The sequence below is a fragment of the Paenibacillus sp. Lou8.1 genome, from assembly GCF_024213565.1.
Lineage (GTDB): Bacteria > Bacillota > Bacilli > Paenibacillales > Paenibacillaceae > Paenibacillus > Paenibacillus polymyxa_B.
Map to the genome: position 1 here is coordinate 245009 of NZ_JANAVN010000004.1, position 14010 is coordinate 259018.

The following is a 14010-nucleotide window of genomic DNA, read 5'->3' on the forward strand; positions in this document are numbered from 1 at the left end:
TTTTCAGCCGTAAGCTCTGGCTGGTTCCAATAGCCTCTGGCCAATCCGCTGCCCGAAATAAAAAGCTCTCCCGGAAGACCGACAGGCACAGGTCTAAGATGTTTGTCCAAAATGTAAATCTGGGTATTTGCGATAGGCTTACCGATCGAAACAGGCTTATCTGCGTCGATCTTTTGAATTGTAGACCAAATTGTGGTTTCAGTCGGACCGAACATATTCCATGCGTCACAGCTGTTATGAACAAAATAAGATTTCAACGTTTCCGAAAGGGCTTCCCCTCCGCAGAGAACTTTCATATTCTCTTCGTTCTTCCAGCCGGCTTGAAAGAGCAGGGTCCAAGTCACAGGAGTGGCTTGCATAATTGTCGGTTTTATTCTTTGAATTTCCTGCTTAAGTCTTTCGGCATCCTTTATATTTTTGGAACTGCAAATATGGCATTGAGCCCCCTTAATCAAAGGCAGATATAATTCCAGTCCCGCTATATCAAAGCAATACGTTGTCACTGCAAGTAGTTTGTCCTGCTCTGTTAAACCGGGCTGCTCTCCCATGGAAATAAGAAAGTTGGTCAACGCTTTATGTGGAATCATGACCCCCTTGGGTTTCCCTGTACTTCCAGAGGTATATATCACATATGCCAAATGGTGAGGTTGTACTTCCCGTTTGATTGTCCTTCTACCCTTCACATCACTTTTCTGATGATCCCAGTCTTTATCAAGGACAATACAGCTAACGTTGTTCCCTTCCAAACGTGACACTTTCTCCAACAACCCCGATTGCGTAATGACCAGTGAAACATTGGAATCCTGAAGCATATACTCCAATCGATCCTCCGGATATTCCGGATCGAGCGGCACGTAGGCTCCACCGGCCATCAGGATTCCCAACAGCCCAATCACCATATCTAAAGAACGTTCCATGCAAATCCCCACAAGAGTATCAGGAGTTACCCCATGTTTCTGCAAATATAAGGCCAGCAAAGTGCTCTTTTCTTTTAGTTCCCCATAGGTAAGCGATTCCTTTTCATATACAACTGCAATAGCTTCAGGTGTTTTTCTTGCCTGTTTTGTGAATAATTCAGGAAAGCATTTATCAGGATAACTTGTTCCGGTAGCATTCCAGTCATTAAGGATGATGTCCTTTTCCTCTGGTAAAAGTAATGAATGCTCCTCCAAGGGCCAAGTGGGATTCTCCATAAGTGCTTCCGCTAATTCTATATAACGCTCTGCCATCTGTATGATGATTGAATGATCGAACAAATTGGAGCGATATTTGATATTTAATATCATTTCCTCTTCCTGCTCTTGCATTTCCAATACCAACTCGTATTCGCCTTCCTGGTGAATTTCTTCAACCAATTCGACGAAAAAGATATCTTTATATGGCTTGCAAAGCTGCCGAAAGCTTGAAGTTGGAAGGAAGTTTTGATAAGAAAAGGCGGCTTGGAAAACAGGTGAGCTCGTCTGTATCCGCGGCACATTCAATTCTCGGACCAGAGCCGGAAAAGGATACGAGGCATGATCCATTCCATCGACTACTGTCAGCTGCAATTTTTTCATGAAATCCAGGAATGTCTCTGTTTCCGATACCTGACTCCGTATTGGAAGCATATTGACAAAATAGCCGATTAAATTATCAAAACGCTGCTCCGGGCGCACCATAACTGGCATTCCAACAATGATATCTTCCTGTCCCGAATACTGGTTAAGCAATACCGCATACATACCTAACAAGACTGTAGATAAGCTCGTATATTGCGCTTGGGCAAAAGACTTTACCCGTTTGACCCATTTAAGCGGAAGCGGCTTGGAATATGTTTGTGCTTCCATGCTTTGAGCCGGAAAACCAGAGCGGTCATATGGCAGCTCCAGGGTCGGTAAAGCACCTGACAGCTGTTGTGTCCAGTAGGAACGATACTTCTCCCCTTCTGCACTCGCTAACATCGTTTGCTCCCATTTAACAAAATCGCCGTAGCTCGCTGCGGGTGGCAACACTATCGATGTCTTTCCCTGTACCACGTTCTTATAGGCATCTAAAAAGCTTTGTATAAACATGCCGAAAGAACTTCCATCAAAAATAATATGGTGGATGACAACCAGTATGAAATGTTCCTGTTCAGATCTGGACATAACATAAATACGCATCAAAGGATCCTGTTCCAGCATGAATGGTTGCTTCGCTTTATTCCTAATAAATGGAATGATCTTATCTACTTCCAAGGCTGAAATATCCTCCACTTGCACATGAAGCGGCTGCGTGAGCTGCAGCTTTTGATAAGGTATCCCATTTTCCTCTTCAATCACACTTTTTAAAATAGGATACTGTTCTAAAACGATGTGAAAAGCCCGTTTAATGCTCTCAATCTCAATCTTCGTATTAAACCGGAGGCATATTGGTATATTGTAAGCATTCATCTCAGGGGACATTTTATGTAATAGCCACAACCCTTTCTGAACTTCAGAAAGCGGATTCCTTCGGAAACTGAGCGAATTTTTCTCAGTATTGACCTGTACAGTGGATTTATCTTCTTCAACCTTTTGGGCTAAATATGCCGATAATAGTTGAATCGTCGGGTTCTCTAAAATTTCTCTTGCTTTAACCTTGATCGGATAGGACTTCTCAAGGCCGCGTATAAGCTTCATGACAAGAATAGAATCGATACCATAACCATGAAGATTTGTATTCAAATTCATTTCCTCGTGCTTGAGATTCAGTTCCCAACACAAAAATTGCACTATATACTCCTGAATCTTCGACTGAACCAACGAAATGGCATTTATGGTAGCGTCATGGTTTTCTGCAGCGGATTCTTCCATATTCGAATGTGATGGTGAGAACGCACTCCGATATTGATAAAGTGCTTGAAGCTCTTGTTTGATATAAGCATTGCGGCAGATCTTTCTTTGGATTTTCCCACTTCCCGTTTTGGGTATACTTCCCTTAAGCAGCAAATAGATATCGTAAATTTCAAGTTGATGCGTATTGGATACGGCATTCAGTATGTTTTCGACCAACCGTTTATATTCCTGCTCATGAAGGGGCGCTTCAATTTCCTGTACGACGATTACTTTTTCCTGACCATTGATTTCAGAGGAAAATACAGCGATGGGCAAGGTCAACTCTGGCATATTCTTTTGAATGGTCCATTCAATATCGACGGGATGATGATTTTTGCCACGAATAATGATGACTTCCTTCTCTCTGCCGATGACATAGATATGATTATCCGCAATGAAGCCAAGGTCCCCGGAACGAAAAAAGCCGCCTTCTTTTGTATCGGAAAGGGCTACTTCAAAAGTGCTATTCGTTTCTTCCTTCCTGTTTAAATATCCCTCTGCCATCCGTGCGGATTTAATCCAAATCTCGCCGACTTCCTCCGGTAAGCATTGTGTATGTCTTTCAGGATGAACAATTCGTATTTGCGTCGGATCTTCAATCTCCCCACAGCTCACTACGGACTTCGATTTGTTCTTCTCATCCGTGTATTGGACTCTTCGTTGCTCCAAGCTAGGGATATCTAAATTAAGGAATCTCATCGACTGACCTGGTTTTATACTGGCGACGGGGCACAGCTCCGATAAGCCAAGGAGGGGACAAAATATATCCTCTCGTAGCCCTAATGCCCGGAATTTATGGATGAAGTTCTCGTAAGTTTCCTTCCGAATGGGCTCACCTGCACATATAATCGCTTGGAGATGGCGAAGTGAATATTGCTTAATTGAAGCGATGTCCAGTGTGGAGCAGCAATAATCGAACGCAAAATTTGGCGCTGCCGTATGGGTAGCCTGATACTTGTCCATCATATGAATCCAATTTTCCGGATTTTTAGCGAAGCTTTCTGGCGGGAGAATAATGCTCGATGCCCCGTTTAAAAGTGGGACTAAAATATTGTTATGCAGTCCAAAAGCATGAAATTGCGGCGTCCAGGAAACAACACGACTATTCCGGTCAATTCTCCATTGCTCAGCCTTTGCCTGATTCATCAAGCAGCTGTGACTAAGGATTACACCTTTTGGCAAGGATGTTGAGCCCGATGTATACATCAAAAGAGCAGTATCCTGCGGCGCTGGCATTCTCATCTCTATGTCAACGTCAACGGCGTCTTCTTGAAAGATTTCATCAATATTCAGGATACGGATTGAATTAAACTCCTCCCGTGTTTGGAGAAATGCTTTGAAGTCCGTATTAGTTATGATACATACGGCTTGGGAATCCCTATAAATAGGCATCATCTTCTCAAAGATTTTTTCATCCGGCTCCGAATCTGTAATAGGTGTAGGTATGGCTACGATATTTGCATAAAAACATGCCATCATGCTGCTAATATATTCCAGTCCCTGAGGAAATACAAGAAGTGCCCGTTCCTGCTCAGCCAGTTCTTTCAATAGGATACTGCCCAAAGCCTGTATTTGATGTAGAAGCGTATTTCCGGAAAGAATTTGAGGACTCTGGCCTTCTTTCTCAAACGTAAATAACTCTTTTTCAGGAAATTTCCGGCAAGTTTCAATAAAAGAAGCGATCGGAATATCAAGGTTCCATGTTTGGTCATGTTTTCGCATCATTCTCCACCAACTCCTCAGAACACAAAGTTTATATAACATGAGCTAAAGGCTTATCACCCTGTCCATTTTGAGCTATTATTCACGTTTGAAGCATTGCCAGGAGTTGCCTGCTAAAATATATCAAAGAAAAAACGAGTGATGAGGAAGGCTATATGCTTCTTTCACACTCGTTGCTGGTTCGCATGAACAACCGCAAAGGCGTTCAACGAATCTCTATTTGGTTATTTTCCAAACAAGTTGATAATTCGTTCTTTAACCTCAGCTTGATGAAAGGTCTTCTCATGCATGATAAGCTCTTGTTCTACGATTTTGGGAAGCTGTTCCCGGAGTGGAGCAACCAAATGATCCTTTAGCGTGATTAAAGAAAATCTGGGTTTCTCGGCTAGCTGCCGGGCAAGATCCATTACATAGCCCATCACTTCTTTGCGGGGCAGGGTCGGAAATGGAACTCCCCGTTTCTCCAGTTCAACGCCTCGATAATTGCCCCCATTTAACAATAGTTCTTCTCCCAAGCTGAACCCTAGTTTTTTAGGAATGATATACGTGGCACCCATTCCCGGTGTGAATCCGTATCTCATAAAATTAGTTGTGTACACACTTTCCTTGCTTAGGACTACAAAATCAGCAAATAGCCCCATTACAAAGCCACCGCCCACCGCATGTCCCTGCATGGCAGCTATCACTGGAACTTTACAGCCCAATGCAAGAGAGTAAATATTTTCATCGGTAAACTTCGAGATTCCTTCATGTAAAGCCAACAGTCCCTCTTGCGTCCCACCCGTGGCAAAGTAATTATCGTATCCTGTTAGAATTACGACTTTGCAGGTTGAATCTTCTTGGATCGTCTTGAACGCTTGTCTTAGTCCATGGGTCATTTCAAGCGTAAATGTATTTTTATGAACTCTATCTTGCATTTTCACTTGAATAATGCCTCGTTCGATTTCAAGTACTTCAACCACGGATTGTGACATTATGATCTTCTTCCCTCCTACATCCCCATCTTGTGGCGTACGTCATCAGTCCATCCAAGGAAATTGCCCCGTTTCAACGTACCGGAAAATCCCTTTAAGATTTTGAGAATCTGAAAACACCTCTTGATTGGACGCCAACGCTAGTGGTTTACATTGACGCAAATCGTTGAGTTCATCCATAAAGCGCTTGTAGCGTAAGATCCCCTTCTTGGTCAATCGTCTGAGGCGTAATAAATGTTTGCGTAGCACCATCTCGCTCTGAGCATCGTACGCATCAACCAATCCCCATACATGGGCCTGGTGAACCGAAACGGGCTGCGTCATTAGTGTTAAATAATGCGCTTTTTGGAATCCAATCCTGCGGACTAAAAAAGGTAGAACGCAAGCAGGAAAAAGTCCGAATAGCAATTCTGACAAGCTGAACTGTGCCGTCTCGTCAGCTATCACAATATCGCTGGCAGCAATAAATCCGACGCCACCAGCGTTTGCTTTTCCTCGCACATGAGAAATCGTGATATAAGGCCCAGTTGCTAGTTTTAACCACAGATCATACATAGGCTCTGGACTCATTGCATGTTCTTGTCCACTTTCCACTTTTTCACGCATTCCCTCAAAATCCGCCCCAAAACAGAACACCTCTGGCAGACCCTCCAAAACTACGATCGTAACCGACTCTTCACACAGTGCCAGCACATGCAAGCACTCCTCGATGAGGGTATTATTAATCGTATTGTTTGCCTCAGGTCGGTAAAACCGAATATAACAAATCGATTCTTGAAAGCGAACCTGAATCGTTTGATAACTCATGATTCCCACCTGTATTTACGGTGGAATTCATAGATTTCTTCCAAATACAACCGCTGTCTCCCTTTCCCGGAAGCTATGACCCCCGGAATCAATTGAAAATCCAGCTTGGCGTTGCGGGTTCCAAATCGTACGGCGCCACTGCCTTTTAGCAGGGATTCATATTCGTCCATAGATAACTGATGGCGATCATTCAAATTACGCTCGATTTCAAAACGCCGCAGATGTTCCTGGCTTTGCGGCATAACAACCCCGCTATAAAATTCAGAGCAGCAGCCTGACCCGTAGGAAAAACAGCCGATTCGCTTTGGAGCATCGAATGTACCCTGATCAATCGTACCTGCCAAGGAGAGGTACAAAGTCGCCCCCATAATATTTCCGACTCGTTGGCAATACGCTAATCCAGGCTTAACACGTTGTAAATAATCTGCCTCAATCTCATTTGGTTTGGATTGAGTCAACCTTCGCATCATCGTGCGATGCGCCCCTTTCACCATTCCGCCAAAAGGAGTATGAAAGGCAAGATACTGAAAGGTATCTTTATAATCCACTCCTTTCACCCGTTTTTGATATTCCAAAAACGCTTGCTCGCAACAATCCAGATAGGACATTAAAGACAAGTCTGCATCCCCAGCCTCGCTATCTGGAATCGGCCGGCAAGTATCCATCACCTCATAGCCGTAATATCCATTAGCGCCTGCATCGATTTGAAAAATATGAGGATTTTCACTAATGAGCATTGCCACGGCCCCTGCGCCTCCACTGGGCTCAGCATAAGACCAATCCTCACTCAAGACATCCCCGCCTTCAGCAGCAATAAATCGTGAAATATCACTGGCAATTACAAGCGCTTTTGCTCCTGGCGAGACCTGAGAAAGAATAAAATTCACCGCCATTTGGAGTCCTGCAGTACCGGAATAGCAGGCTTGCTTGAGCTCGAATAATCTGCAATTCCGATTCAACCCCAAATAGTGGTGAATATATGTACTGATTGATTTCCCAAAATCAATACCTGATTCTGTACAGGTGATAAGCATTTCGATTCGGTTTTTTTCCGCTTCTGAAAGAGCGTCCACCAGCGGTTTTGCCGCATTTACTCCAAAGGTAACTGGATCTTCATAAGGCAGGGCAACCGCCTTTTCTTTCATTAATAAATTTTCGAACCTTGCAGGATCCAATTGCCTGTGTTGGGCTAATTGCATAACATCCAGATAGGCAGAGCCACCAAAAACGTTCATTGCCTCAATTCCCACGACAACCATAATCGTCCCCCTCTCTCAAATACGCGACTCACATTTTTGCATACAAATGGCCGTATTGATTCCACCAAACCCCATGCTCAGATTCATGGTATTGTGAATAATTGCTGGTACTGGCTCATTCTTCACCCAATTGCAGTCCAAATGGATAGGCTCCTCCAAATTACGGGTAGGGTGAAGTCTCGACTCCGACATTTGTAAAAGAGTAGCCACAATTTCAACCGTTCCTGCCGCGCTCAAGCCATGACCGATAATGGATTTGGTTGCATTGATATAGGCATGTGACAATTTACAATCCTGTAATGCCTTTATTTCTATCTCGTCTCCAACGACCGAGCCTGTCCCATGGGGATTAATATAATCAATCTCTTCCGGTAGCAGCTTTGCTTTCTCCAAAGCTCTTCTAATCACTCGGGCTTCGCCTTCGTAAGAGGGATTGGGATTCCGGTTTCGATCCATCCCCATATCCCATCCTGCAAGTTTGGCATAAGGTTCCTCCCGACGCCTCACGGCAGAATCGGCACGTTCTATGACTACAACCCCGCAAGATTCCCCATAGATGAACCCGTCCCGCGACTGATCAAATGGTCGACACGCCATTGCAGGTTCATCGGCATATCGGTCGCTTCCCATCGCTCCCAAGGACCGCAATGCCTGGCATTCCATATATGAAATATCCATCAATGCCCCCATTGCAATACAAACATCAACACGATCTGCTTGAATTGCCTCAATTGCTTGAATGATTGCGACTTGTCCACTCGCGGATGCACCACCGACGGTATAAGCTAACCCCTGAATGCCGAACTGTTCGGTACATAGTCCGCACAAATCAGTATCCATAAAGGAAACCCCATAGGTCGGCGGTACAAAGCACATTTTTTCCCGGTAGGCCTCATAGGTCTGAAATAGCTCCCGTTGCTGAAAATTGGAGCCTCCAACCACCAGTCCAATACGGCTAGGATCAACGTTATCCAATTGGGCATCATCCCAGGCTTCTTGAAGGGTTACCATGGCCACCTGCCCCGAAAATGATGCTGTACGTAACATTCGTTTGGATAATGCCTTCGGATAAGACAAGGGTGGCAGCTCCGCACCTATAAATGAAGCTTCGCCTTTTCTGCCAGGGCGCTGCATGACGCCAAATGCATGCTGCCCTTTGAACAACGCCGAGGCAAAAGCATCCTTCCCCTGCCCAATCGCCGAAGTCACGCCAATCCCCGTAACGACTAACTCAGACTTTTCATAATTTTTCATAATTTCGCATAAAGCGCATCTGTCAATTCCCCTATATTTTTCACGCCAGACAATTCGACACGCGGAATATGAAGAGATAATGTTTCCATCGTCTTGTTTACAATTTCGGCCCGATCTACTGAATCTGCACCCAAATCCACCAATCGATCGCTATACTCGAACGTGTGATCTTGTAATTCAGGAAGCACTTCACGAATACAACGTTTAACAATATCGAATACTTCTTCCTTATGCATGGGTATCCTCCTAAAAGATAAATGTTTTAAAACTCAGCAACCCGGTATTCAATAAGCATGACCTACAAACGGATTTCGATGAAAAATTGTATTGAATTTCTCATAAATCCGAGAAGTATTCATACTCCATTCCGTCTTCCTTGGTGCTACAATCGTGTAGATATAGTCACCTAACCGGTAAGACTGGGCAGCATATTGTGGAAAATGTGAAAATGTACTTTGGAAGTATCCATCCACCAATATGGTCTCATTCATTTCAAGTACATGCAGCGATGTTGTAAAACCTGTGCGCAATATTTTCGACAGGGCCTCCTTCACTGTCCAAAAAACCGTCAATAAAGCTGAGTACTCCCCTACTCCCCGCACGACAGAGATTCTTTCCTTTTCTTCCGTCGTCAGTTGGCTTTCAATTGTCTTATTTCGCTTAGAATCAATCCTCTCAATATCAATGCCCATGGGATGCGCTTCGGGAAAAACAACAGCCGCTCCGATATAGTCGCAATGGGCAATGCTCACCTGATAACTGTGGACACCATTGATTCGAAGCATGGGCTGGCCAAAGACACCTGTCTCCACACTTACGTTGCGCAGGTTTGGCTCGCTTAACAGCACCGAAACCGCTTGTTTCGCACTTAGCCTGCCAAGCACAAAGTTGGTTTTCCGCCGATGGAATACCAAACTCTCGAAGTAATTACACTCATCCGAATGAAAAACTTCCCGATCAAGGGGAGCGTCTGCGTTATAATCTGCATGGACAAAACTGACGGCCGCCTTCATCACGGCATCTTCCCGCTTCAATATTAGTTGTTCTGCATACGAGGCTACGCATATCCCCCCTAGTAAACTACTAACTTAGCAGTCCAAATCAAAAAAGGCCTTCAAATCCCTTAAGGGTTCTGAAAGCTTCCTCATGGAGTATGAACTCGTCATAAGTTCTCCACTTTAAACCTTACTTATAATTTCCAACGCTACCCTCACTAACCTAATATCACCCATAAATTCCAACTGAATGACCGCTTGTCGTTTATGTCTATCTATTTTCTTGACTATACTCCCCCTTCCTTTGAGTGGGCCATCTAGGATACGTATATTGTCTCCTTCAATAATTCCAGTTGATGATTCTATACAATAGCTATCATTGCATAGACTCTCTAACATTTGTTTCTCCGAATCTCTCATTGAAGCTTCAAACTTCGAGTATCTCAATAAACGAATGATATCACTAGAAGTGCAAATCATTGAATTTGTACTGGTTACGAACTGCAAGTCAGGTAAATTCGATTCAATAAATACATAGCTTGGGAACAAAGGAGCCCATTCTTTCTTTACTATTCCTGCTACTTTAAAAAGTCTCTCTTGGAGAGGTATAAAGGGTTTGTAGACTTCAGAATCCATCCACTCATTAATAAGCTGCTTGACCTGTTCTTCCCTACCCGTTCGCACAAAAAACACGTACCAGCTCACTTAACTCATCTCCTATAAAAACGTACTGCCAAATCATCTTCTATAATGTCTACTACCCATATACATAGCTTCGCCCTTTCACTTATCCTACTTGATAAGCTACAATCTCTCACGATATATCCCTCATTAATGGTTAACGTGACCCGCCAGCGATTAACCACAGACAAGTTCCTTTATTTTTCATATAATCATATAATTGGAATAATGTTTTTCCATTATAATCCTCTACTCAAACCCTGTCAATTCACAGTTGATTGGGAACGGCCAAGTTCATCTTTGGATTCACAGACCTTTCTGAAAATGCTCAATTTGAAGTCATTATTATCTTTCGAGTACAGCTTTTATGTTTCTGGCGGCTCATAAAAGAACTGATCCGTGTGTTTTATACTAGTGAACTTGAGCACCTGGGGCATATACAAGCGATAAATCATTATGTACTATTTTATATATTCAATATTTTCTTTCACCATTAGCACTGGGCCACATTACAGACTCATTTGAAATCGAACAGGCCCTTTTGGTTCGGACGCATTCTAAATTTAATAAAAGATTCCTTACTCGTAAATTGAAAATAAATATTTTCATCCATGAGGTGATTGAGTGTAAAACCAGGCGCTTTACCAAATGAATGAGCAGGATAAATTTGAATAGAGTCATCAATTTCTCGCTTTATTTTTTGAACGCTATTATATAATTCTACCGGATCTCCTCCATTTGGGTCACAAAAACCACAACCTTCAATGAATATTGTATCCCCAGTAAATAAGCGATCTGACAACAGATAGCATACACTTCCCACGGTATGTCCGGGGGTCAAAAGACTTTTGATTTCCGTTTCACCAACCTTGATTGAATCCTTGTCTTTAATTGAATATAAATTTCTACATCTAAAATTATAAAAATCGATTTCGTTTGTTGACATGAATACTTGCGGTTTATATTTTTCTAGGAGTGGATTTACCAAATTAATATGATCCCAATGTGAGTGAGTTAATAGTATCGCTTTGAGATCGCCATTCAATTGTTGAAGATAGGATTCTACTTTCAATAAATCCCATGAAGGGTCAACAATAGCTATGTCTCTTGTTTTCTCATCCATTACAAAATATACATAGTTAATGAAATTCATAAAACAAACTCTTAACTGTTCCATATGATAAGTCAGATTCATATCAGCTTCACTGAACCACCTTCCCAATGATTAATTAAAAACAACAAAATTCTGTTGAAGGATTTATACCTCTTCATTTTTGGAGATAATTTACACTCAATTATAAAGCCCCCATTTCGTGGTACCTATGATTATAACCATTGATGCAATAGAAAGGCTCCGACTCTCTGTTACAAGATCGCTTAATCTTGCCAAAATAAAAAACGCCTCTCCGTATGTTAACGGTGAGACGTTTTTTGTTGATCCTGCGTACCTGCTGAATGCTCCACTGCAGCTACAAGATCTCTCATTATTTTCGTTCATTTAACTTTGATGTGTCCATGGTAATTCAAGAATGCCGAGGACCGGGATCGAACCGGTACGGTAGTCACCTACCGCAGGATTTTAAGTCCTGTGCGTCTGCCAATTCCGCCACCCCGGCATAAATTTAGGAACGCTAATCTTTACACTTACTTGTCTTACAAGTATCTGAGAAACATGCATCTGATTAAGAAGTGTTCTCGTTATGTAAATGTCGTTCAATTGGGCACCAACATATAATACGATAATTTTATCGAATTGTAAAGTGTTTTAAAAAAAAAAATAATAAAATTCTCTGTTTTGTATAACTTGTGCACATTTGAATCACACTAATAAACGTCTTTCCAAACTACCAGAAGGGGTGTTACGAATGCGTGAAGGTATGATTCCAGCTGTTCTTGGAACGGTAGTATCGGCTTCAGGCGCTGTGTTGCTGAGCAGTAAGTACAAACTTGCAGCTACAGGCATTCTCGGTTTCGGACTGGCTCATGTTGTTCTGGGAGCGATTGATCTGATTGAGCATCGCTAGTTGTTTGGGAAGTGCCGGGCGGGATTTACTTCCTCCCGGTTTTATTTTTATCAACGTTTAGTCTGGAGCACAAGCGTTTATGTAAAGTATAGAAGCTGAATGTACCTAATAAAAGGAGCTGTGATGTGCTATGAGAGATAATAACTCTGAAAAAAATCGTACTGACGATCAAATCGAACATAAACAATCCCTCGACAAGCGCGAGCCAGGATTTAATCGCATTCCTGACACCGATGCAGATACACCTGCTGCTACCGATATGATTGATGAAGCCATAGGTCGCGGGATAGATAAGTTACGTAACGATTTCACAAAATAAAGCATGGGTAATAGGACACAGGTTTGTGAGCAGCCCTTAATTTTATTTATTTTGATATGTACAGTGATTTCGTAAAATCACTTAAAGATCAGCATAATCCAGCCAATGATCGATATCCACAGCACGATGCTGATTAAGAGTCCACACATGATACCAAAAGAGAAATTACCTTCATTCTTCGGCATAGTACTGCCAAATTTCAATCTAAGCTTCATTTGATTCCAGTTCATAGAACCCCCTCCTTAAGTTCTATTTCGGAATATGAAGCTTATTTTTTTAGACCTATAGTCATGTTTTCGAAAATAAAAAAGGGTTTTTCGTCCTATCACCCTGATCGCGGAAACAGGATTACAGCTATACCGACCAAACAAATCAATCCACCAATGAAATCGTACAAGTCGGGTGTCTTTTTATCAATCCACCAGCCCCATGCGATGGAAAGAACGATAAAGACACCTCCGTATGCTGCATATACACGTCCAAAGGAGGAAAAAACCTGAAAGGTAGCGATGATTCCATACACAGCCAAAATTACTCCGCCGCAAAGTCCGACATACCATGTCTTCCCTTCACGCAGCCACTGCCAAATCAAATATCCTCCTCCAATTTCAGCGATGCCAGCCAATATAAAAAGTAAAGCTGCCTTTAACACCATTTCACATCCCTAATTCTTTTCGTTTTTTGGATATCTCAATTAGAGCACTCGAGCTAAAATGATAATCAATGCAATCACGCCAACTAGAATCAGCAGGTTGCTGACCTGACGCCATAAGCTAGGCGCTCCCTCGGAGTGAAGCTTCCACTGATTGGCATCAAGTTCGCTTTGGCTCCTTCAGCATCTGCTGATCTAGAGAATGGTCTGTTTTCTTCATTCATAAGAGTACCTCCTTTTCAATCTACTTTAATCTTACCAAACTTTTCCGTCGATTTCGCGGTGCTTTTATGCATATACTTACCACATGTTTCTGATTGCATCTTCATATATGTGAAGTGCATATTCATATGTCAATATTTCGCTGAATATAAAGTATGATGTCGAATTAAGGTAGAGTGGGTATTTAGACGTCTTTCATTGCAGGACGGTAGTTATGGTATAATTTAGTCAACTTGTTCAAGATCGTAACCAGCGCTCAACTGTTTA

The 14010-nt window shown here is 42.5% G+C and carries 13 protein-coding genes and 1 tRNA gene (1 of these 14 running past the window's edge); 2 read left to right on the forward strand and 12 right to left on the reverse strand.

The annotated features are described in order from the left end of the window. The 10 genes from NLX78_RS07440 to NLX78_RS07485 all read right to left on the reverse strand — a co-directional run. Window positions 1–4559 carry the 5' end (the start) of a hybrid non-ribosomal peptide synthetase/type I polyketide synthase gene (locus NLX78_RS07440; protein ID WP_254350020.1) on the reverse strand. 6583 nt of this gene lie to the left of the window's left edge, so the window shows 4559 of its 11142 coding nt (coding positions 1–4559); it begins with the start codon at window positions 4557–4559; its stop codon lies off the left edge, out of view. 221 nt (window positions 4560–4780) lie between these two features. After that, window positions 4781–5530, reverse strand: coding sequence for a polyketide synthase (locus NLX78_RS07445; RefSeq protein WP_254350021.1), 750 nt, complete (start codon window positions 5528–5530; stop codon window positions 4781–4783). A gap of 45 nt (window positions 5531–5575) precedes the next feature. Beyond that, entirely contained in the window at window positions 5576–6337 is a 762-nt protein-coding gene (locus NLX78_RS07450; RefSeq protein WP_254350022.1) for an enoyl-CoA hydratase/isomerase, read from the reverse strand. Beyond that, a complete protein-coding gene (locus tag NLX78_RS07455; protein WP_254350023.1) occupies window positions 6334–7596 on the reverse strand; it encodes a hydroxymethylglutaryl-CoA synthase family protein in 1263 nt (420 codons plus the stop codon). Before NLX78_RS07455 ends, NLX78_RS07450 begins: the two co-directional genes overlap by 4 nt. A gap of 15 nt (window positions 7597–7611) precedes the next feature. Beyond that, window positions 7612–8850 carry a beta-ketoacyl synthase N-terminal-like domain-containing protein gene (locus tag NLX78_RS07460; protein WP_254350024.1) on the reverse strand — a complete coding sequence of 413 codons (1239 nt, stop codon included), beginning with the start codon at window positions 8848–8850 and terminating at the stop codon, window positions 7612–7614. Continuing rightward, window positions 8847–9086 carry an acyl carrier protein gene (locus tag NLX78_RS07465; RefSeq protein WP_254350025.1) on the reverse strand — a complete coding sequence of 80 codons (240 nt, stop codon included), beginning with the start codon at window positions 9084–9086 and terminating at the stop codon, window positions 8847–8849. The genes NLX78_RS07460 and NLX78_RS07465 overlap by 4 nt, the downstream gene beginning before the upstream one ends. Window positions 9087–9134: 48 nt before the next feature. Then, window positions 9135–9884: a 4'-phosphopantetheinyl transferase family protein gene (locus NLX78_RS07470; RefSeq protein ID WP_254350026.1), complete on the reverse strand. Its 750-nt coding sequence runs from the start codon at window positions 9882–9884 to the stop codon at window positions 9135–9137. A gap of 144 nt (window positions 9885–10028) precedes the next feature. Beyond that, window positions 10029–10550, reverse strand: coding sequence for an antiterminator LoaP (loaP, locus tag NLX78_RS07475; protein WP_254329810.1), 522 nt, complete (start codon window positions 10548–10550; stop codon window positions 10029–10031). Window positions 10551–11043: 493 nt separating this feature from the next. Then, on the reverse strand, window positions 11044–11703 hold the full coding sequence (locus NLX78_RS07480; protein ID WP_254350027.1) for an MBL fold metallo-hydrolase: 660 nt from the start codon (window positions 11701–11703) through the stop codon (window positions 11044–11046). Between the two features lie 353 nt (window positions 11704–12056). Continuing rightward, window positions 12057–12142: transfer RNA gene (locus NLX78_RS07485), tRNA-Leu, on the reverse strand. A 249-nt stretch (window positions 12143–12391) separates the two neighbouring features. Here NLX78_RS07485 and NLX78_RS07490 point away from each other — a divergent pair. Together NLX78_RS07490 and NLX78_RS07495 are read left to right on the forward strand one after the other, a co-directional pair. Further along, the gene (locus NLX78_RS07490) at window positions 12392–12550 is read left to right on the forward strand and encodes a hypothetical protein (protein WP_013311032.1); all 159 of its coding nucleotides are present in this window, start codon (window positions 12392–12394) and stop codon (window positions 12548–12550) included. A 130-nt stretch (window positions 12551–12680) separates the two neighbouring features. Beyond that, a complete protein-coding gene (locus NLX78_RS07495; protein WP_023989396.1) occupies window positions 12681–12869 on the forward strand; it encodes a hypothetical protein in 189 nt (62 codons plus the stop codon). 77 nt (window positions 12870–12946) lie between these two features. Here the strand turns inward: NLX78_RS07495 and NLX78_RS07500 are convergent, their stop codons facing one another. Both NLX78_RS07500 and NLX78_RS07505 read right to left on the reverse strand, forming a co-directional pair. Next, window positions 12947–13099, reverse strand: coding sequence for a hypothetical protein (locus tag NLX78_RS07500; protein WP_165149143.1), 153 nt, complete (start codon window positions 13097–13099; stop codon window positions 12947–12949). A gap of 95 nt (window positions 13100–13194) precedes the next feature. Beyond that, window positions 13195–13521, reverse strand: coding sequence for a YnfA family protein (locus NLX78_RS07505; RefSeq protein ID WP_023989398.1), 327 nt, complete (start codon window positions 13519–13521; stop codon window positions 13195–13197). Window positions 13522–14010: the final 489 nt, after the last annotated feature.

Bases quoted from the DNA above. Each gene is read 5' to 3' on its own strand.
- NLX78_RS07445 (WP_254350021.1), bottom strand. From the start codon at position 5,530: ATGTCACAATCCGTGGTTGAAGTACTTGAAATCGAACGAGGCATTATT.
- NLX78_RS07450 (WP_254350022.1), bottom strand. From the start codon at position 6,337: ATGAGTTATCAAACGATTCAGGTTCGCTTTCAAGAATCGATTTGTTAT.
- NLX78_RS07455 (WP_254350023.1), bottom strand. From the start codon at position 7,596: ATGGTTGTCGTGGGAATTGAGGCAATGAACGTTTTTGGTGGCTCTGCC.
- NLX78_RS07460 (WP_254350024.1), bottom strand. From the start codon at position 8,850: ATGAAAAATTATGAAAAGTCTGAGTTAGTCGTTACGGGGATTGGCGTG.
- NLX78_RS07465 (WP_254350025.1), bottom strand. From the start codon at position 9,086: ATGCATAAGGAAGAAGTATTCGATATTGTTAAACGTTGTATTCGTGAA.
- NLX78_RS07480 (WP_254350027.1), bottom strand. From the start codon at position 11,703: ATGGAACAGTTAAGAGTTTGTTTTATGAATTTCATTAACTATGTATAT.
- NLX78_RS07490 (WP_013311032.1), top strand. From the start codon at position 12,392: ATGCGTGAAGGTATGATTCCAGCTGTTCTTGGAACGGTAGTATCGGCT.
- NLX78_RS07495 (WP_023989396.1), top strand. From the start codon at position 12,681: ATGAGAGATAATAACTCTGAAAAAAATCGTACTGACGATCAAATCGAA.
- NLX78_RS07500 (WP_165149143.1), bottom strand. From the start codon at position 13,099: ATGAACTGGAATCAAATGAAGCTTAGATTGAAATTTGGCAGTACTATG.